The organism is Pseudomonas sp. UBA4617 (genome assembly GCF_002386445.1).
Taxonomy (GTDB): domain Bacteria; phylum Pseudomonadota; class Gammaproteobacteria; order Pseudomonadales; family Pseudomonadaceae; genus Aquipseudomonas.
The window spans coordinates 140,712-159,187 of record NZ_DGIR01000005.1 but is presented as its reverse complement, the minus strand read 5'-3'; the positions used below and the strand labels follow the sequence as shown (position 1 = coordinate 159,187).

The window sequence follows — 18,476 nt, the reverse complement described above, 5'->3', positions numbered from 1 at the left end:
CGCGCATTCTACGCTTTCCTCGCTGGCTGTCAAGCGTTTATTTTGAAGTTTTTTACATCCGGTTTCTTTCGAAACCTTTTAACTTCAACAGCTTACCGCCTACCCCGAAGCGTTCATCGCTGCGAGGAGGCGAATAATACGCGCTTTGAAATCAGAGTCAACACCTTGATCTAAAAACTTTTTTGCAGCGCCGGCGGCATGCCGGCAACTAATGGAAGCGCCGCGAATCTGTAGAGGAACACCCCAACGGAGCGGAGCGGCCATGAGCGATGCGCAAAGCGAGAAAACCCCGGGCCTGTCGGCGGATGAAGAGCAGGAAGTCAGCCTGAACCAACCGCCGCGCGCAGCAGTGTTGCACGAGATCATTCGTTACCAGGGCGATCAGGAACTGGAGCGTACCCTCGCAGCACTATGGTGGTCAGCCCTCGCTGCCGGATTGTCCATGGGACTCTCGCTCATGGCCATGGGCCTCTTCTACGCCCGGCTTCCGCAAGGTGAAAGTTCTCAGGTGGTCGCCAGTATTGGCTACAGCGCCGGCTTCCTGGCCGTGATCCTGGCACGTCAGCAACTGTTCACGGAAAACACCCTGACCGCCGTCCTGCCCGTCATGACCGCCCCTACCCTGGCCAACTTCGGGCGCCTGCTGCGGCTGTGGAGCGTGGTACTGCTTGGCAACCTGGCCGGCACCCTGCTGGTGGCCTGGGTCATGCTGGAACTGCCGATCTTCGACAGCAAGACCGACGTTGCCTTCCTCGAAGTAGGCCGCAAGGTCATGCAGAACGACATCAGCCAGATGTTCGCCAAAGGCATCGTGTCGGGCTGGATGATCGCCACCATGGTGTGGATGATTCCGTCGATGGAACACGCCAAGATCTGGATCATCCTGATGATTACCTACCTGATGGCCCTTGGCGACTTCACCCATATCGTGGTCGGCTCGGTCGAAGTGTCCTACCTGGTGTGGGCCGGCGATGAAACCTGGCGCAGCTTCTGGCTGGAGTTCGCCCTGCCAACCCTGGCCGGAAACATCATCGGTGGCAGCTTCATCTTCGGTTTGATCAGCCATGCGCAGGTGCGCAGCGACAGCGGCAAGTCGCCTTCGCGCTTACTGGAAGACAACCCGGCAGGCGCCCGTCACCGCAAGAACGGCCAGCAATGAGCCGAAACGCGCTCGTTCACCAGGTTGCCTGCAATTTTGCCGGCAGCCAGCTGCCGCGCTCAAGCTGGCGCGGCAGGACAGCGGTTTCCGCCTGAACGGCTTGCACGTGGAAAAGCGTGATGCAGGACCACGAGCATCTGCACATCGACCTCGGCCACATCGGCTTCCAGCTGGAGCAATCCGCTGCCGGGTCACCAGTTGTTGCATGCGGTGCCGCCGCTGGCCGGGGCTTTGCTGATACTGCGCCTGGTCATGTTGTACCTGTTTCGCCATGTCGCGCAGTCCGCGGGCGATCGCCCGCCCCGTGTAACGCGGTCGCTACGGGCGTTTCAGCAAGGTTGTTGCAGGCTGCGCTCGGCGACGATCTCCGGCAGGTCGCGGCGGCGCATGTAGGCACGCAGCGGCTCACCGATGTTCAAGCGGTCATCCATATGTTGTTCAAACAACAGCGCCAGCCGTTCGCGGCACAGCGCCATGCGCTGCCCCTGAGTGGGTCGCCAGACAAACTCGCCACAAGGTGTGATGCTGGCATCGGCCACGTCCATGCCGAACGCGTCTTCGGAAAAACGCACGATATGCACGCCACGCTTGCCGTTGTACCCGACAAAGCCCTTGAGCTGGTCGGCAGCGTTGCAGATGTCCTGGGAAGTGATGGCCATGACGTAACCTCGCAATCAAATTGAAAGATACGCACGCCTGGCGGGGAAGAGTCGCCTCTGCGGGCGACTGGTGGGCGAAAGCCTAACGCAAGCCGCCACACGGCCGCCATGGTTTTTAACCAATCAGTGGCCGCCATCGACCTGCGAGTGCAGCACCTCGCCCAGCCATTGCATGAATACCTGCACCCGGCGCGGCACGTGCCGTTGCCGGGCATACAGCAGTGATACCGGCATGGCCGGGGCCTGCCAGTCTTCCAGCACAGAAACCAGCTCGCCGCGCTTCAGGTGCTCGGCCACGCCCACCGCCGGCACCTGGATCAGCCCCAGCCCGGCCAGGCAGGCGGCCGAATACGCCTCGGCATTGTTGACCGTCACCACACCGGCCATGGCCTGGTAGCGAAGCTCATTGCCATGCTGGTATTCGAAACCGGCACTGCGCCCGCCCAGGTTGCGCACATAGTGCACCAGCTGGTGCCCGGCCAGGTCCTGCAGTGTGCGGGGCACGCCGTAGCGGGCCAGGTAGGCGGGGCTGGCACAGTTGCGCATGCTCAGTTGCCCGACCGGCCGCGCCGCTACATCCAGATCATGCAGGGCGCCGATACGCATCACGCAGTCGAAGCCTTCGCGCAGCAGATCGACCTGGCGGTCGGTGCAACTGAGCTCCACCTCCAGGCGCGCAAAGCGCTGTAGAAATTGCGGCAGCTGCGGGATGATGACCCGACGCGCCATCATGGTCGGCAGGTCGATGCGCAGGCGCCCGGCCAGCTCGGCATCGTCAGCGCAGAACAGGCTTTCGATCTCCTCCATGCCCGACAGCAAGTCCTTGCTGCGTTCGTACAGCAAGGCACCATCCTGGGTCGTTCGTACCCGCCGTGTGGTCCGGTTGAGTAGCTGCGTACCCAGCATGCGTTCCAGCGTCCTCACCTGCTCCGACACGGTCGAACGCGGCAGCCCCAGGCTTTCCGCCGCCAAGGTGAAACTACTGACTTCACTGACCCGCACAAAGGTACGCAACAGCTCCAGCTTGTTCACTCGAACCTCCAACTATCCGGTTTTACCGAACAGTATTTCCATATTTGCTGGATTTAACAGCAATCGGCTGACCAATAACCTGTGCTCATCCACCCACAGGAGGTTTTCGCCATGACCCGCAAGATCGCCCTCATCACTGGCGCCAGCCGCGGCCTCGGCCGCAATGCCGCCGAACACCTGGCCGCACGCGGTATCGACGTGATCGGCACCTATCACAGCAAGGCGGAGGAAGCGCAGGGCGTGGCCGCCCGCCTGGAACAGGCAGGAGTCAAGGCAGCCATGTTGCAGCTGGACGTTGGTGACAGTAGCAGTTTCGCCGACTTCGCCCAGCGTCTGGAAAGCACTCTGCAACAGCAGTTTGGTCGCGAGCGTTTCGACTTTCTGCTGAACAATGCCGGCATCGGTCTGAACGTGCCGTACACCGAGACCAGCGAGGCGCAGTTCGACCAGTTGCTGAACATTCAATTGAAAGGCCCGTTCTTCCTTACCCAGCGCCTGTTGCCGCTGTTGGTGGATAATGGCCGCATCATCAACATCTCCACCGGCCTGGCGCGCTTTGCCCTGCCGGGGTATGCCGCCTACGCCGCGATGAAGGGGGCGATGGAAGTGCTGACCCGCTACCAGGCCAAGGAACTTGGCGCACGCGGCATTCGGGTGAACATTCTGGCGCCGGGGGCAATCGAGACCGATTTCGGCGGGGGCGTGGTAAGGGACAACCGCCAGGTGAATGAACACATTGCTGGCAACACGGCGCTGGGGCGGGTGGGCTTGCCGGATGATATCGGCGCGGCGATTGCGCTGTTGCTGGAAGACGGGAATGGCTGGATAACCGGGCAGCGGCTGGAGGTGTCGGGCGGAATGTTCCTCTGAAACGGGAAATTGGGGGCCGCGTTGCGGCCCATCGCGACGCCAGCCCGCTTCTGCAGCAATACGAAAACCACTGCGCAACGGCCTCGGGGCCTACTTCTGGTCCTCATGCACCTGCACACTCGCCGTCATCCCGGCACTCAGTGCTACGCCCTGCGGTACTTGGTCCAGGCGAATACGTACCGGGATGCGCTGCGCCAGCCGCACCCAGTTGAAGGTCGGCTCCACCTCCGGCAGCAGCTGGCTGTCCGGATTGCTGTTGCGGTCGGTGATGCCGCGGCTGATGCTTTGCACATGCCCTTGCATCGGTTCGCCCGCCCCCATCAGCCAGACTTTCACCGTGTCCCCTACGCGAATGCGCGGTAGCTTGGTTTCCTCGAAATAGGCCTGGATATAGAAGGTTGAATCATCCACCAGCGCCATCACCGACTCCCCGGCGTTCACATAGTTGCCTTGGGCCAGCCGCAGGTTGGTGATATGCCCGCTGCGAGGTGCGCGCACCTCACTGCGCGCCAGGTTGATCCTGGCAATCTGCAACTGTGCCTCGGCTTCGTGCAATTCGCCACGTGCGATGGCCGCGTTGATCTGGGCGTTCTCGCGTAGCTCGGCACTGATCGCCTCTGGCCCAAGGGCAGTCCGCCGGGCAGCCTCACGTTCGCGCAAGCGCAACTGTTGGGCGCGGGTCTCGGTCACTGCGCTGGCCTGGTCGAAAGCCGCCTGGAAGCGTTCGCGGTCGATGGTCATCAGCAGGTCACCTGCCTTGACCTGCTGGTTGTCATGCACCTTGAGCTCGCGTACCCAGCCAGATACGTCGGGGGCAATCACCACCACATCGGCGCGCACCCGGGCGTCACGCGTCCAGGGCGTGAGCATGTAGTACTGCCACAGCTGGTAGCCGGCGAACACGGCCAGGGCCACCACACACAAGGTCACCAGAATACGTACGGCCGCACGCATCGAAACACTCCTTTTATAGAGTTCCCAGCAGTCGCACCACCAGGAACAACACACAAACGAACAACGCCGCATCGAACAGCGCTTCATGCCAGATCCAGCGCCCCAGCGGCGTGGCCTGCACCACCAGGCGCAGCACGCCGGTGAGCACCAGCGCCAGCAACACATAGACCAGGAACGGGCTGAACAGCACGCCGCCGACTTCCCATTCACGCAATCCCATGGGCTTCCTCCTGCCAGTGGCACCACTTGCGCCAGCTTTTCTGCAATTGCAACACTGCCCCTTCGGCCAACCGCAGCGGGTCGCTCGAGGGTTGCCGGCGCAGAGCACCTATGAATGCCTCACTGGTGGCGTCCAGATTATGACCACGCCCGGGCGCCGGCCCCTTGGCCAGCACCGCTTCCAGCTGCTGCAGATAGTCGCGCTCGGCCTGGCCCAACGGGGCCTGGGCAACGGCCAGGCACATGCGCAGATGTACCAGCTCATCACCGATATCCAGCCCGTGCAGGCCGTCATCCCAGCGCTTGCGCTCGCTATCGGGCAGTTCGCCGGCATGCCGCGCCAGCTGCATCAGACGGTCGGCCATACGCCCACCGAACCAGGTGTCGGCACCGCGCAGGTCGCGCCGGGTCAGGCGCGCCAGGTCACTCTGGGTCGCTGCACGCAGGCGCCGGCCCAGCCAGGCAGGGTGGCGAAATACCAGCAAGCGGAAGGCCATTACCGCGGCTGACACACCGACCAGCATGGCCAGCGCGCTGTTGAGCAACGTGGCCACACCGAACTGCATGGCATTAAGCGGCGAAACCAGCACGATGAAGTGCAGGCAATAGGAGGTAGCGGTGGCCCCGGTGCGTGGATGCGCCATGCCCAGGGCACCCAGAAACAGCGGCACGCCCATGCCCAGGCAGAGCATCGCGAAGCTGCTCCATTGCGGTAACAGTATCTGCCCGACCAGAAACGCGGCAGGAATCGCCAGAAAGATTCCGCGCAAAAAGCTCAGGCCGATCTGGGCGCCATTCTCGCGGCTGGCGAACAGGCTGCACACAACACAGGTCAGCACCAGCCCTCCCGGTGCTGATGGCCACGCCGTGGCCAGCCAGAAGCCGCTCATTACCAGAAAGGCCAGCGCACTGCGTGAGCCGAACAGCAAGGCCAGCGACCAGTCACGATGCACTGCCAGGCCCTGGGCCACATCTTTCGGCGCCCTGCCCGCCTCCACATCCTCCAGTGCCTGGCTGGCGGCCATGGCGTAGTCAAGCAGCAAGGCCATGCGCGCCAGACAGTAGTGCTCGGTGGAACTGATCTGTTCATCGTGGGCTGCATCCCAGAGGCGCTGACGCAGCACCAGCAGGCTGGGCGAGTCGGGCTTGCCGAGCAACGCCCGCACCTGCTCCAGCCAAGGCGCCAGGCGTCCGGCCTCGTGTTCGTCAAGTTGTCGCCATTGTCGGCGCACCGAGCGGGAAATGCGCAGCAGTACCATCAGTTTCTGGCTCAGGCCACGAATGGCGCGGGCACGCTGGCGGCCACGGCTGCCTTCGAACCAGGCGTGTTCGCGCTGGCTGTCGATGGCAACGATACGCCCCAGGCTCTCCAGCAAGCCTTTGCGCGCCTCATCCTCACCGCCCAGCATGGCACTCGCAGCCTGCAGGCCATTCTGCCAGGCCTGGCGGGCCTGCCCGCTCAGTTGCTGTTCGACGCGCATGGGCCAGAGCAGAGCACTGCTGGCGGTGGCACAGAAGATTCCCAGGCAGATCTCGGTGCAGCGTGCGACGGCCTGGTCGAACACCTGCAACGGGTGGTCAATGGCCGGCAAGGCGATGATCGCGGCGGTGTAACCGGCCAGCACGAAGGCATAGGCCCAGGCGCTACGCAATTGGGTGGAAGCGGCGGTGCACAGGGCCAGCCACAGCGCCAGGGTAAGCAGGAACAGCCACGGGGCCTGGGCGAACAGGCCGATGAACAGCACCGACATGAGCGTACCGACCAAGGTCCCCGCCAGCCGCGCCAGGCCCTTCTGCACCACCATGCCCGACAGCGGTTGGGCGACGATGAAGGCGGTCATCAATGCCCAGGCTGGTTGTTCCAGGCCCCAGCGCATCGCCAGCCACAATGCCAGGCCGCCACCAAACAGGGTCTTGATGGCGAACTTCAGGGCGAGGCTGCTGGGGGCGAACAGGGCCTGGAGGGTGATAGGCACGAGGCGGACCTTGCGGGGATGACTTGTTCAAAGATAGACAACGAGAGAAAGAATAAAGCGAAACCTATTAATTAGCTAGCTAATCATCTTTGTGGTGAAAAGCTTTTCCGCTTCGGCCTTTTCCAGAACCAGCCAACTCTCACGGACTCGCGCCCCTGGTGGCGCCAAATCGCAGGCAAAAAAATGGGCGACCGAAGTCGCCCCAAATGCCTTGCGTGCTCGTGTACTTGGAAGGTCAGCGCGGCTTGCGCTTGTGCGAGTCCTTCCAGATGAAAATGCCCAGACCGGCAAAGAATGCAAACATCAACCCGACCGTTACCACCCCGGCGATAACCACATTGTCGAAGAACATGCTGGCCTCCCCATTCGTCTGCCGTTATCCGATGGGTGCACGTTAACCAATGTCAGGGGCGGAAAAATTGATCGGTGTCAATAGTGCCCGGGGCCGGGCACGCAAGGCGGGTGCAAGGTTGACCTGCATCAAGTTTCAGCGCTTCTTCGGCTTGCCCTTGGGTTTCTTTTTCTTGCTGGTGCTCAATGGCAGGGCCTGTTCGAATGCGTTGCGCATTTCGTTCAGGCGCTTTTCCTTGAGGTCATGGACGCGCTTGGCGCGTTCGGCATCGAAATCGATGAGGTTGTCTTGGCTCATGGGTGGGCTCGACGATCAACTGAGGCTTGCATGATGAAGCCAGGCGCAGACGCTGACCAGCCCCACGTCAGACTTCGATATCCACCAGCAGTCCCTGGCGTTCATGCTCGCCCATCAACGGCGCTACCGGCACGGTGTTGTCGGCGTTGACCTCATCACCCGGCATCGCGCTGTAGCGCTCGTCGCTGCCCTTGTGCCGGCGTTGCTGACGACGCTGCTCTTCGCGCAGCAGCAGCGCCTGCTCCTGCGGGTCCCGCTGGCGCTTGAGGTCGATGGCACTTTCCCCGGATGCAGGCTGCGCCGGTACCACCGGTTTGATATCGGGGGTCGGCTTGACCGGATCCTGTTGTGAAGTCACCGGAGCGGCGCTGAGCGGAATGATCGGTGGCAACATGGACGTTCTCCTATGCCCTCTGTATCGGCAGGCGAAGACTTACCTTGAAGACATGGACAAGTTTTATTCAGCTTCGTCGTCAGGGTCGTCGTCGGCTGGTGCGCTGACCTCGCTCCAGGGCCGCTTGTACACCTGCTGCCAGACCTTGTCCAAGTGCTCGCGCAGCACCTGCGGTGCTGCCTTGAGCGAGGCGCTGTCCGCACGTTCACCGCCGATCGGCTCTTCACCTGCCGGGGTGATCAGCGACTGGCCGGTGATGGTGTAACTGGCCTGCCCTTCGCGCATTTCGATGGCGATGTCGTGCGGGTCGATGCCGCCGCCGCAGAAGGCATGGCTGGCGACCGTAACCTCGGCGACACCGTCCTTGTTCAGGTCGCTGACATCGCTGACGTCGTTATAGAAATCCACATCCAGATCCAGGCCCGGGCAGCTGGTTTCCTGTTCGATCTGCCAGCGCGCCTTGAACGCGTCGTTTTCGGCACTACGCCCGTACAACGTGGCCTTGAGTACTACTTTGTCCACTTCCTGTTCGCTTTCCGGGTCGCTGGCCTGGCCATCGCTACGGCTCAGCACCAGCAGGCCTTCACCGTTGCGGTCACGAAAATGCACGCTCTTGATCGGCGTCTGCACGCCCAGCACTTCGAGCTGCTCCATCGGGATGGCAGGCAGGGGCTCGAAGTTTTTCTGCTCGCAGGCGACCAGCAGCACCAGGCTGCCCACGGCTATCGAAGTACGCAACCAGCGGTGCTTGGCAGACATGGCGATCCGAAGCCCTCTTCAGCAACACGGTATGGGCGATGAAACGACTAGACTGTTGCATGGCCTGTGGAGGCCTGTTGCGGCATTTGCGCATCTTTCGGTGCGCTCGGCACTTTGGTCCGACCGGCCGATCCGTTAACATAATCGGCTTTTTCATCGCGGGAGTTCAGGCAGTATGGCGCAGCAGTATCAACCGGGGCAACGCTGGATCAGCGACAGCGAAGCCGAGCTCGGCCTGGGTACCATCCTGGCGCAGGATGGCCGCCTGTTGACCGTGCTCTACCCGGCCACTGGCGACACCCGTCAGTATTCCCTGCGCAATGCGCCGCTGACCCGCGTACGTTTCTCGCCCGGTGACCAGATCACCCACTTCGAAGGCTGGAAGCTCACCGTGCGCGAGGTCGAGGACGTCGACGGGCTGATGGTCTACCACGGTCTGGACGGGCAGAACCAGCCGCGCACCCTGCCGGAAACCCAGCTGTCGAACTTTATCCAGTTCCGCCTGGCCAGCGACCGCCTGTTCGCCGGGCAAATCGACCCGCTGTCGTGGTTCAGCCTGCGTTACAACACCCTGCAGCACACCAGCAAGCAGATGCAATCGGCGCTGTGGGGCCTGGGCGGCTGCCGCGCCCAGCCCATCGCCCACCAGTTGCACATCGCCCGCGAGGTGGCCGACCGCAGCGCGCCACGTGTCCTGCTGGCCGACGAAGTGGGCCTGGGCAAGACCATCGAGGCCGGCCTGGTGATCCACCGCCAGCTGCTGTCGGGCCGCGCCAGCCGCGTGCTGATCCTGGTGCCGGAAAACCTCCAGCACCAGTGGTTGGTGGAAATGCGCCGTCGCTTCAACCTGCAGGTGGCGCTGTTCGACGCCGAACGTTTCATCGAAAGCGATGCCAGCAACCCGTTCGAAGATGCCCAATTGGCGCTGGTGGCCCTGGAATGGCTGGTCGACGACGAAAAGGCCCAGGACGCGCTGTTCGCCGCCGGCTGGGACCTGATGGTGGTCGACGAAGCCCACCACCTGGTCTGGCACGAAGATCAGGTCAGTACCGAATACGGCCTGGTCGAACAATTGGCGCAGGTGATCCCGGGCGTTCTGCTGCTCACTGCCACCCCCGAACAGCTCGGCCAGGACAGTCACTTCGCCCGCCTGCGCCTGCTCGACCCCAACCGGTTCCATGACCTGGCGGCCTTCCGCGCCGAGAGTGAACACTATCGCCCGGTGGCTGAAGCCGTTCAGGAACTGCTCGACGAAGGCCGCCTGTCACCCACGGCCCACGCCACCATCCAGGGCTTCCTCGGCGCCGAAGGCGAGGCCCTGCTGGCCGCCGTCAGCGACGGCGATACCCAGGCCAGCGCGCGCCTGATCCGCGAGCTGCTCGACCGCCACGGCACCGGCCGCGTGCTGTTCCGCAACACCCGTGCGGCCATCCAGGGTTTCCCGGAGCGTCAGCTGCACCCTTACCCGCTGGCTACGCCCGAGCAGTACCGCGACCTGCCAGCCGGCGAGCATGCCGAGCTGTACCCGGAAGTCGCCTTCCAGGCCCAGGGCGAGGTGGCCGACGACGAGCGCTGGTGGCGTTTCGACCCACGCGTCGACTGGCTGATCGACACCCTGAAGATGCTCAAACGCACCAAGGTGCTGGTGATCTGCGCCCATGCCGAGACCGCGATGGACCTGGAAGACGCCCTGCGCGTGCGCTCCGGCATCCCGGCCTCGGTGTTCCATGAAGGCATGAGCATCCTCGAACGTGACCGGGCCGCTGCCTACTTTGCCGACGAAGAGTTCGGCGCGCAGGTGCTGATCTGTTCCGAAATCGGCAGCGAAGGCCGCAACTTCCAGTTCGCCCATCACCTGGTGATGTTCGACCTGCCAGCGCATCCGGACCTGCTGGAACAGCGCATCGGCCGCCTCGACCGTATCGGCCAGAAGCACACCATCCAGTTGCATGTCCCTTACCTTCAAGGCAGCCCACAGGAACGCCTGTTCCAGTGGTACCACGAAGGCCTCAACGCCTTCCTCAATACCTGCCCGACCGGCAACGCCCTGCAGCACCAGTTCGGCCCACGCCTGTTGCCGCTGCTCGAAACCGGCGAAAGCAAGGCCTGGGATGCACTGGTGGCCGATGCCCGCAGTGAGCGCGAACGTCTGGAAGCCGAACTGCATACTGGCCGTGACCGCCTGCTGGAGCTGAACTCCGGCGGTGGCGGTGAAGGCCAGGCACTGGTCGAGGCCATTCTCGAACAGGATGACCAGTTCGCCCTGCCGATCTACATGGAAACCCTGTTCGACGCCTTCGGCATCGACAGCGAAGACCATTCCGAGAACGCTCTGATCCTCAAGCCGAGCGAGAAGATGCTCGACGCCAGCTTCCCGCTGGGTGACGACGAAGGCGTGACCATTACCTACGACCGTGGCCAGGCGCTGTCACGCGAGGACATGCAGTTCCTCACCTGGGAACACCCGATGGTGCAAGGCGGCATGGACCTGGTGCTGTCCGGCTCGATGGGCAACACCGCCGTGGCGCTGATCAAGAACAAGGCGCTCAAGCCGGGTACCGTGCTGCTTGAACTGCTGTTCGTCAGTGAGGTGGTGGCGCCGCGCAGCCTGCAACTGGGCCGTTACCTGCCACCGGCTGCTTTGCGTTGCCTGCTCGATGCCAACGGCAACGACCTGGCTTCCCGCGTGGCCTTCGAAACCCTCAACGACCAGCTCGAAAGCGTACCGCGCGCCAGCGCCAACAAGTTTGTCCAGGCCCAGCGCGACGTGCTGGCCAAGCGCATCAGCAGTGGTGAGGCCAAGATCCTGCCGGCCCACGTCGAGCGCGTGGCCGAAGCCCAGCGCCGCCTGGCGGCGGAAGCCGACGAAGAGCTGGCCCGCCTGGTCGCGCTGCAAGCGGTCAACCCGAGCGTGCGCGACAGTGAAATCGAGGCGCTGCGCAAGCAGCGTGAAGAAGGCCTGGCGATGCTGGAAAAAGCGGCCCTGCGCCTGGAAGCCATCCGCGTGCTGGTGGCAGGCTAGCCTGCCAGGTCACCCAGCGGGGTGATCAACCCTCGCTGCGGTACAGTTCGACCAGGGTCGCCGGGTCTTTTTCCTGGTAGCCCTGGCTTGCATGCAAACGCATCAGTTGGGCAGCGAGGCCACTGAGTGGCGTCGCCGAGCCTTGCTCGCGGGATAGCTTCACCGCACCATCAAGATCCTTGAGCAGCGTACGCACGTGCCATTTGATCGGCTCGAAGCGGCTTTCGGCCATCTGTGGCGCGAGGATCTGCAGTGGCCTGGAATCGGCAAAACCGCCAGCCAGTGCTTCGGCAATCAGGGTCGCATCCACCCCCGACCGTTCGGCCAATGCCACCACTTCGGCGATGACCAGGGCATTGCAGGCCACGATCATCTGGTTGCAGGCCTTGGTTACCTGGCCTGCCCCCACCGCGCCCATGTGCGTCACGCGCTGGCCCAGTACCTGCAGCACAGGGCGCGCGCGTTCCAGGTCGGCCGCCGCGCCACCGACCATGATCGCCAAGCTACCGGCTTCGGCACCAGGTGTGCCGCCAGATACTGGCGCATCCAGCCACGCCATGCCGCACAGCGCCGCCAGCTCGGCGGCCATCTCCCGCGTCGCGGTCGGATCAAGGCTGGAGAAATCGACCAGTAACTGGCCGCTGTGCCCGCCCAGGGCAATGCCTTGTTCACCGAACACTACCTCGCGCACGACAGCGGTGTCGGCCAAGCACAGCAACACCATATCGCTGTTGCGGCACAGTTCGGCTGGGCTGCTGGCCAGGCGCGCACCAGCGGCGACCAGGGCGGCGCACTTGTCCGGGCTGCGATTCCACACCGTCAGCGTGTAGCCTGCGGCGAGCAGGCGCCGGCACATGGGCAACCCCATCAGGCCGATCCCGGCGAACCCAAGCGAAGGTAGTTCAGTGCTCATCAATCACTCCTGGCTAGTTCGAAGATTATCCTGGCTACACGGTTGCGCTTCACCTGGCAGACTGGTGCGCATTACGCATCCCGTAAACTGTTACCGCCACGCCGAATTGTTACTTACCTCTACCCGTGCTGAGCGCCTTCGAGCACCATAACGGAGCTGCTGCGCATTTTCGCGCACCAAAAATGATCACGCGTTGGCCGGACGCTTCACCTGGATCACGATGAACGGCGAAACCACCACCGCCCAGATCTCTGGGTCGCGGCTTTGCAGGTCCTGAGCCTGCTCGGCAGTCACCGGGCCGACAGTGCCATCACTACGCCACTTGGCGAAGATCTCGCTGCGATTCTCGGCCATCGCCTCGGCAACGGTGATCAGGTCCAGGCTTGGGTCGACCCAAATCAGGTCACCTTTGGCCCAGAAACGCTCCAGTGCTTTCCACTCGATGGTTGCCGTCTCGCCAAGCAGTTTGGCATAGAGGGTGCTTGTGTGATCAGTCATGGGCCGTTTCCGCAAAAGTCGATCGATAAAAAGGCCGGCATTTTTGCAGAAAAACCCGGTTTCAAATATGTAATTTGGTCGATCGATCCCGATTTTATGGGGCGGGATCATACAGGCAGATTGATGGCGCCTTTTTGTATCTTTATGTCGATCAAGCGACAACCCAGGAAACAGGCACTTTTCGAACGCTTTTCAAGCGCTTGAACAGCGCTCTACACTGTACCGGTACAGTTCCGGGACATGTTCCGGGGGAAGGTGGGCTTGCGCGTTGGCATGGCCAGCCGCGAATCCCGCCCGGTCTGTAGCCCTGGCCGCCAGGACTATAAGAATTACAACAGAATGAGTGGAGCACTATGATCAAGATTTCCAAGCTGTTCGCCGCAATGGTCCTGGCCGGGGTAGCCAGCCATTCGTTTGCCGCCGATACCATCAAGATCGGGATTGCAGGTCCCAAGACCGGCCCTGTGACCCAGTACGGCGACATGCAGTTCATCGGCGCCAAGCAAGCCATCAAGGATATCAACGCCAAGGGCGGCGTCGATGGCAAGATGCTCGAAGCCAAGGAATACGACGACGCCTGCGACCCCAAACAGGCCGTGGCAGTCGCCAACAAAGTGGTCAACGACGGCGTCAAGTTTGTCATCGGCCACCTGTGCTCCAGTTCTACCCAACCGGCGTCCGACATCTACGAAGACGAAGGCGTGATCATGATCACCCCGGCCGCCACCTCGCCGGAAATCACCGCCCGTGGCTACAAGCTGATCTTCCGCACCATCGGCCTGGACAGCGCCCAGGGCCCGGCCGCCGGGAACTACATCGCCGACCACGTCAAGCCGAAGGTGGTCGCGGTGCTGCACGACAAGCAACAGTACGGTGAAGGCATCGCCACCGCGGTCAAGCAGACCCTCGAGCAGAAAGGCACCAAGGTTGCCGTGTTCGAAGGCCTGAACGCCGGTGACAAGGACTTCTCCTCGATCATCCAGAAGCTCAAGCAGAACAACGTCGATTTCGTCTACTACGGCGGCTACCACCCGGAGCTGGGCCTGATCCTGCGCCAGGCTCAGGAAAAAGGCCTGAAAGCCAAGTTCATGGGCCCGGAAGGTGTGGGTAACGACTCCATCTCGCAGATCGCCCAGAACGCCTCCGAAGGCTTGCTGGTGACCCTGCCGAAGTCGTTCGACGCCGACCCCGAGAACAAGGCCATCGTCGATGCCATCAAGGCTGACGGCAAGGACCCAAGCGGCCCGTTCGTGTTCCCGGCCTACTCGGCTGTGGAGCTGATCGCCCAGGGTATCAAGCAAGCCAAGTCCGAAGACGCCGAGAAGGTGGCAGAGGCCATCCACGCCGGTTCCTTCAAGACCCCGACCGGTACCCTGTCGTTCGACGACAAAGGCGACCTGAAAGACTTCAAGTTCGTGGTCTACGAATGGCACTTCGGCAAGCCGAAGACCGAAGTCTCCCCTCAGTAACTGCGTGACTAATAGCTGACCTAGGAGCCCACTGTGCGAGCAGTGGGCTTTGTTTTACGAGGTTCATGGGCCTGATCCCCGCGATCCGGGGGCGGGTTCACCTGAAAATCTTAAAACCGTCACCCGCGGTTTCCTGGCCGTACCCGCGCCAGCGAAATGCAAATCAGGTTTTTAGGAGCGCTGTAATGCCTGAGATCTACCATTTCTTCCAACAACTGGTTAATGGATTGACCATTGGCAGCACCTATGCCTTGATCGCCATCGGCTACACCATGGTGTACGGCATCATCGGCATGATCAACTTCGCCCACGGCGAGGTGTACATGATCGGTTCCTACGTGGCTTTCATTGCCCTGGCGGGCCTGGCCATGATGGGTATCCATTCGCTGCCGATCCTGATGACCGTCGCCTTCGTCGCGACGATCTTCGTCACCAGTGCCTATGGCTACAGCATCGAACGGGTTGCCTACCGCCCCCTGCGCAACAGCAACCGCCTGATCCCGCTGATTTCCGCCATTGGCATGTCGATCTTCCTGCAGAACACCGTCTTGCTGTCGCAGGACTCCAAGGACAAGTCCATCCCCAACCTGATCCCCGGAAGCTTCTCCTTCGGGCCAGGCGGTGCTGAAGAAGTACTGATCAGCTACATGCAGATCCTTGTGTTCGTGGTCACCCTGGTGGCCATGACCTGCCTCACCCTGTTCATCTCCCGTTCCCGCCTGGGCCGCGCCTGCCGCGCCTGTGCCGAGGACATCAAGATGGCCAACCTGCTGGGCATCAACACCAACAACATCATCGCCCTCACCTTCGTCATCGGTGCCGCCCTGGCGGCGGTGGCGGCCGTGCTGCTGAGCATGCAGTACGGGGTGATCAACCCCAACGCCGGTTTCCTGGTGGGCCTGAAGGCCTTCACCGCGGCGGTGCTGGGTGGCATCGGCAGCATCCCGGGCGCCATGCTCGGCGGGCTGGTGCTGGGCGTGGCCGAAGCGTTCGGTGCCGATATCTTCGGCGACCAGTACAAGGACGTGGTGGCATTCGGCTTGTTGGTTCTTGTCCTGCTATTCCGGCCGACCGGCATCCTGGGCCGCCCGGAGGTTGAAAAAGTATGAACAGAAATCTCAAACAGGCGTTCTTCAGCGCCTTGCTGGTCTGGGCCGTGGCCTTCCCGGTGCTGGGCCTGAAACTGAGCATCGACGGCATCAGCCTGGCGGTGCACAGCCAGGGTTCGTTCACCATCAGTATCATCGCCGTGTGTTCGGTGTTGATGTTCCTGCGCGTGCTGTTCGACAAGCAGTGGAGCGCGGTGATGGGCCGCCGTTCGGATCGCAAGCTGATCCCGCCGGCCGTCAGCAACTACCTGACCCTGCCGAAGACCCAGCGCTACGTCATCCTGGGCCTGATCGTCGCCGCGCTGGTGTGGCCGTTCTTCGGTTCGCGCGGTGCGGTCGACATTGCCACGCTGATCCTGATCTACGTGTTGCTGGGCCTGGGCCTGAACATCGTGGTCGGCCTGGCGGGCCTGCTCGACCTCGGCTACGTCGGTTTCTACGCCGTCGGTGCCTACAGCTACGCGATGCTCTCGCACTACCTGGGCTGGAGCTTCTGGGTGTGTCTGCCGATCGCCGGCCTGATGGCCGCTACCTTCGGCTTCCTGCTCGGCTTCCCGGTGCTGCGCCTGCGCGGTGACTACCTGGCGATCGTGACCCTCGGTTTCGGCGAGATCATCCGCCTGTTCCTGCGTAACCTCACCGACTGGACCGGCGGCCCCAACGGCATCAGCAACATCCCCAAGCCGGAGTTCTTCGGCCTGACCTTCGAACGCCGTGCCGCCGAGGGCATGCAGACCTTCCATGAGTTCTTCGGGCTGGAATACAACTCGATCAACAAGGTCATCTTCCTCTATCTGGTGGCCCTGCTGCTGGCCCTGCTGGCGCTGTTCGTGATCAACCGCCTGCTGCGCATGCCGATCGGCCGCGCCTGGGAAGCCCTGCGCGAAGACGAGATCGCCTGCCGTGCGTTGGGCCTGAACCCAACCGTGATCAAGCTTTCGGCGTTCACCCTGGGTGCCTGCTTCGCCGGTTTCGCCGGCAGCTTCTTCGCCGCGCGCCAAGGTCTGGTGACCCCGGAGTCGTTCACCTTCATCGAGTCGGCGATCATCCTCGCCATCGTCGTGCTCGGCGGCATGGGCTCGCAGCTGGGCGTGATTCTCGCGGCCATCGTGATGATCCTGCTGCCCGAGCTGATGCGTGAGTTCAGCGAATACCGGATGCTGATGTTCGGTGCGCTGATGGTGTTGATGATGATCTGGCGTCCGCAAGGCTTGCTGCCTATGCAACGACCACACATGGAGCTGCATCGATGAGCCGTGAAATTCTGCAAGTCAGCGGCCTGAGCATGCGCTTCGGCGGCTTGTTGGCGGTCAACGGCGTGGGCCTGACCGTCAAGGAGAAACAGGTGGTGGCACTGATCGGCCCGAACGGTGCCGGCAAGACCACTGTATTCAACTGCCTGACCGGCTTCTACAAGCCCAGCGGCGGCACCATCCTGCTCGATGGCCAGCCGATCCAGGGCCTGGCCGGCCACCAGATCGCCCGCAAGGGCGTGGTGCGGACCTTCCAGAACGTGCGCCTGTTCAAGGAAATGACCGCACTGGAAAATCTGCTGATCGCCCAGCACCGCCACCTGAACACCAACTTCTTCGCCGGCCTGTTCAAGACCCCGAGCTTCCGCCGCAGCGAGAAGGAGGCCATGGAACGCGCACAGTACTGGCTGGAAAAGGTCGCCTTGACCGAATTCGCCAACCGTACCGCCGGCACCCTCGCCTACGGCCAGCAACGCCGCCTGGAAATCGCCCGCTGCATGATGACCCAGCCGCGCATCATCATGCTCGACGAACCGGCAGCGGGCCTGAACCCGAAGGAAACCGAAGACCTCAAGGCTCTGATCGCCTACCTGCGTGAGTCGCACAACGTCACCGTGCTGCTGATCGAGCACGACATGAAACTGGTGATGAGCATTTCCGACCATATCGTGGTGATCAACCAGGGCACCCCCCTGGCCCATGGCACGCCGGAAGAGATCCGCGACAACCCTGATGTGATCAAAGCCTACCTGGGGGAAGCGTAAATGCTGAAGTTCGAGAACGTTTCCACCTTCTACGGCAAGATCCAGGCGCTGCACAGCGTCAATGTGGAAATCAACCAGGGCGAGATCGTCACCCTGATCGGTGCCAACGGTGCCGGCAAGTCGACCTTGCTGATGACCCTGTGCGGCTCGCCGCAGGCGCACAGCGGCAGCATCAAGTACCTGGGCGAAGAACTGGTCGGCCAGCCGTCCTCGCACATCATGCGCAAGAGCATCGCGGTGGTGCCGGAAGGCCGCCGCGTGTTCTCGCGCCTGACTGTCGAGGAAAACCTGGCGATGGGTGGATTCTTCACCGACAAGGGCGATTACCAGGAGCAGCTGGACAAAGTGTTGCAACTGTTCCCGCGCCTGAAGGAGCGTTATATCCAGCGGGGCGGCACCATGTCCGGTGGCGAGCAGCAGATGCTCGCCATTGGCCGGGCACTGATGAGCAAGCCCAAGCTGCTGCTGCTTGACGAGCCTTCGCTGGGCCTTGCGCCAATCATCATCCAACAGATCTTCGACATCATCGAACAGCTGCGCCGTGATGGCGTGACCGTGTTCCTGGTGGAGCAGAACGCCAACCAGGCGCTGAAGATCGCAGACCGGGCGTACGTGCTGGAAAACGGCCGAGTGGTGATGCAGGGGACCGGTGAAGCACTGCTGACCGACCCGAAGGTGCGCGACGCGTACCTGGGGGGATGATCGGAAAAAGGGCCTTCGGGCCCTTTTTCATGCCTGCCAGGCATGTAATGCCTGCATCCGCAAGAGGCCGGCACA

19 protein-coding genes are annotated in these 18,476 nt (G+C 62.5%); 8 read left to right on the top strand and 11 right to left on the bottom strand.

Annotated elements, in window-relative coordinates; all coding sequences use genetic code 11:
• Positions 1–262 precede the first annotated feature (262 nt).
• Positions 263–1,159, top strand: a complete 897-nt coding sequence (locus tag B4L76_RS01785) for a formate/nitrite transporter family protein (RefSeq protein ID WP_296230055.1) — start codon at positions 263–265, stop codon at positions 1,157–1,159.
• 329 nt (positions 1,160–1,488) lie between these two features.
• On the opposite strand, the gene B4L76_RS01780 is transcribed toward B4L76_RS01785, so the two are convergent.
• The gene (locus tag B4L76_RS01780) at positions 1,489–1,818 is read right to left on the bottom strand and encodes a DUF2025 family protein (protein ID WP_296230054.1); all 330 of its coding nucleotides are present in this window, start codon (positions 1,816–1,818) and stop codon (positions 1,489–1,491) included.
• Positions 1,819–1,941: 123 nt separating this feature from the next.
• Entirely contained in the window at positions 1,942–2,850 is a 909-nt protein-coding gene (locus B4L76_RS01775) for a LysR family transcriptional regulator (RefSeq protein WP_296230053.1), read from the bottom strand.
• Positions 2,851–2,961: 111 nt separating this feature from the next.
• Between B4L76_RS01775 and B4L76_RS01770 the strand changes: the two genes are divergently transcribed.
• Positions 2,962–3,720 (top strand): SDR family NAD(P)-dependent oxidoreductase, encoded by a 759-nt coding sequence (locus B4L76_RS01770; protein WP_296230052.1) that lies wholly within the window; start codon positions 2,962–2,964, stop codon positions 3,718–3,720.
• Positions 3,721–3,810: 90 nt separating this feature from the next.
• Here the strand turns inward: B4L76_RS01770 and B4L76_RS01765 are convergent, their stop codons facing one another.
• The 7 genes from B4L76_RS01765 to B4L76_RS01735 form a co-directional block, all read right to left on the bottom strand.
• Positions 3,811–4,674, bottom strand: coding sequence for an HlyD family secretion protein (locus tag B4L76_RS01765; protein WP_296230051.1), 864 nt, complete (start codon positions 4,672–4,674; stop codon positions 3,811–3,813).
• Positions 4,675–4,687: 13 nt separating this feature from the next.
• The gene (locus B4L76_RS01760; protein ID WP_296230050.1) at positions 4,688–4,894 is read right to left on the bottom strand and encodes a DUF1656 domain-containing protein; all 207 of its coding nucleotides are present in this window, start codon (positions 4,892–4,894) and stop codon (positions 4,688–4,690) included.
• On the bottom strand, positions 4,881–6,869 hold the full coding sequence (locus tag B4L76_RS01755) for an FUSC family protein (protein WP_296230048.1): 1,989 nt from the start codon (positions 6,867–6,869) through the stop codon (positions 4,881–4,883). The genes B4L76_RS01760 and B4L76_RS01755 overlap by 14 nt, the downstream gene beginning before the upstream one ends.
• A gap of 235 nt (positions 6,870–7,104) precedes the next feature.
• Positions 7,105–7,221: a cytochrome c oxidase subunit CcoM gene (gene ccoM / locus B4L76_RS01750; protein WP_027918924.1), complete on the bottom strand. Its 117-nt coding sequence runs from the start codon at positions 7,219–7,221 to the stop codon at positions 7,105–7,107.
• 135 nt (positions 7,222–7,356) lie between these two features.
• Positions 7,357–7,518: a hypothetical protein gene (locus B4L76_RS01745; RefSeq protein ID WP_003254864.1), complete on the bottom strand. Its 162-nt coding sequence runs from the start codon at positions 7,516–7,518 to the stop codon at positions 7,357–7,359.
• 67 nt (positions 7,519–7,585) lie between these two features.
• Positions 7,586–7,912, bottom strand: coding sequence for an aspartate-semialdehyde dehydrogenase (locus B4L76_RS01740; RefSeq protein ID WP_296230044.1), 327 nt, complete (start codon positions 7,910–7,912; stop codon positions 7,586–7,588).
• A gap of 63 nt (positions 7,913–7,975) precedes the next feature.
• A complete protein-coding gene (locus B4L76_RS01735) occupies positions 7,976–8,671 on the bottom strand; it encodes a M949_RS01915 family surface polysaccharide biosynthesis protein (protein WP_296230043.1) in 696 nt (231 codons plus the stop codon).
• A 175-nt stretch (positions 8,672–8,846) separates the two neighbouring features.
• Between B4L76_RS01735 and rapA the strand changes: the two genes are divergently transcribed.
• Complete coding sequence (gene rapA, locus B4L76_RS01730; protein WP_296230041.1) at positions 8,847–11,693, top strand: RNA polymerase-associated protein RapA; 2,847 nt, start codon at positions 8,847–8,849, stop codon at positions 11,691–11,693.
• A 25-nt stretch (positions 11,694–11,718) separates the two neighbouring features.
• Here rapA and B4L76_RS01725 read toward each other — a convergent pair whose 3' ends face one another.
• Together B4L76_RS01725 and B4L76_RS01720 are read right to left on the bottom strand one after the other, a co-directional pair.
• Entirely contained in the window at positions 11,719–12,606 is an 888-nt protein-coding gene (locus B4L76_RS01725; protein ID WP_296230039.1) for an NAD(P)-dependent oxidoreductase, read from the bottom strand.
• A 186-nt stretch (positions 12,607–12,792) separates the two neighbouring features.
• Complete coding sequence (locus B4L76_RS01720; protein WP_296230038.1) at positions 12,793–13,104, bottom strand: DUF2288 domain-containing protein; 312 nt, start codon at positions 13,102–13,104, stop codon at positions 12,793–12,795.
• A 353-nt stretch (positions 13,105–13,457) separates the two neighbouring features.
• Between B4L76_RS01720 and B4L76_RS01715 the strand changes: the two genes are divergently transcribed.
• The 5 genes from B4L76_RS01715 to B4L76_RS01695 all read left to right on the top strand — a co-directional run bounded on the left by B4L76_RS01715 (position 13,458) and on the right by B4L76_RS01695 (position 18,401).
• The gene (locus tag B4L76_RS01715; protein WP_296230037.1) at positions 13,458–14,573 is read left to right on the top strand and encodes a branched-chain amino acid ABC transporter substrate-binding protein; all 1,116 of its coding nucleotides are present in this window, start codon (positions 13,458–13,460) and stop codon (positions 14,571–14,573) included.
• A gap of 185 nt (positions 14,574–14,758) precedes the next feature.
• A complete protein-coding gene (gene livH, locus B4L76_RS01710; RefSeq protein WP_025340356.1) occupies positions 14,759–15,682 on the top strand; it encodes a high-affinity branched-chain amino acid ABC transporter permease LivH in 924 nt (307 codons plus the stop codon).
• On the top strand, positions 15,679–16,935 hold the full coding sequence (locus B4L76_RS01705) for a high-affinity branched-chain amino acid ABC transporter permease LivM (protein ID WP_289130253.1): 1,257 nt from the start codon (positions 15,679–15,681) through the stop codon (positions 16,933–16,935). The genes livH and B4L76_RS01705 overlap by 4 nt, the downstream gene beginning before the upstream one ends.
• On the top strand, positions 16,932–17,699 hold the full coding sequence (gene livG, locus B4L76_RS01700; RefSeq protein ID WP_170031819.1) for a high-affinity branched-chain amino acid ABC transporter ATP-binding protein LivG: 768 nt from the start codon (positions 16,932–16,934) through the stop codon (positions 17,697–17,699). Before B4L76_RS01705 ends, livG begins: the two co-directional genes overlap by 4 nt.
• A complete protein-coding gene (locus B4L76_RS01695; protein WP_013973921.1) occupies positions 17,700–18,401 on the top strand; it encodes an ABC transporter ATP-binding protein in 702 nt (233 codons plus the stop codon).
• Positions 18,402–18,476: the final 75 nt, after the last annotated feature.

Coding starts and splice junctions, on each gene's coding strand:
- B4L76_RS01735 (WP_296230043.1), bottom strand. CDS start 8,671: ATGTCTGCCAAGCACCGCTGGTTGCGTACTTCGATAGCCGTGGGCAGC.
- livH (WP_025340356.1), top strand. CDS start 14,759: ATGCCTGAGATCTACCATTTCTTCCAACAACTGGTTAATGGATTGACC.
- B4L76_RS01770 (WP_296230052.1), top strand. CDS start 2,962: ATGACCCGCAAGATCGCCCTCATCACTGGCGCCAGCCGCGGCCTCGGC.
- B4L76_RS01765 (WP_296230051.1), bottom strand. CDS start 4,674: ATGCGTGCGGCCGTACGTATTCTGGTGACCTTGTGTGTGGTGGCCCTG.
- livG (WP_170031819.1), top strand. CDS start 16,932: ATGAGCCGTGAAATTCTGCAAGTCAGCGGCCTGAGCATGCGCTTCGGC.
- rapA (WP_296230041.1), top strand. CDS start 8,847: ATGGCGCAGCAGTATCAACCGGGGCAACGCTGGATCAGCGACAGCGAA.
- ccoM (WP_027918924.1), bottom strand. CDS start 7,221: ATGTTCTTCGACAATGTGGTTATCGCCGGGGTGGTAACGGTCGGGTTG.
- B4L76_RS01760 (WP_296230050.1), bottom strand. CDS start 4,894: ATGGGATTGCGTGAATGGGAAGTCGGCGGCGTGCTGTTCAGCCCGTTC.
- B4L76_RS01720 (WP_296230038.1), bottom strand. CDS start 13,104: ATGACTGATCACACAAGCACCCTCTATGCCAAACTGCTTGGCGAGACG.
- B4L76_RS01745 (WP_003254864.1), bottom strand. CDS start 7,518: ATGAGCCAAGACAACCTCATCGATTTCGATGCCGAACGCGCCAAGCGC.
- B4L76_RS01780 (WP_296230054.1), bottom strand. CDS start 1,818: ATGGCCATCACTTCCCAGGACATCTGCAACGCTGCCGACCAGCTCAAG.
- B4L76_RS01785 (WP_296230055.1), top strand. CDS start 263: ATGAGCGATGCGCAAAGCGAGAAAACCCCGGGCCTGTCGGCGGATGAA.
- B4L76_RS01715 (WP_296230037.1), top strand. CDS start 13,458: ATGATCAAGATTTCCAAGCTGTTCGCCGCAATGGTCCTGGCCGGGGTA.
- B4L76_RS01740 (WP_296230044.1), bottom strand. CDS start 7,912: ATGTTGCCACCGATCATTCCGCTCAGCGCCGCTCCGGTGACTTCACAA.
- B4L76_RS01725 (WP_296230039.1), bottom strand. CDS start 12,606: ATGAGCACTGAACTACCTTCGCTTGGGTTCGCCGGGATCGGCCTGATG.
- B4L76_RS01695 (WP_013973921.1), top strand. CDS start 17,700: ATGCTGAAGTTCGAGAACGTTTCCACCTTCTACGGCAAGATCCAGGCG.
- B4L76_RS01705 (WP_289130253.1), top strand. CDS start 15,679: ATGAACAGAAATCTCAAACAGGCGTTCTTCAGCGCCTTGCTGGTCTGG.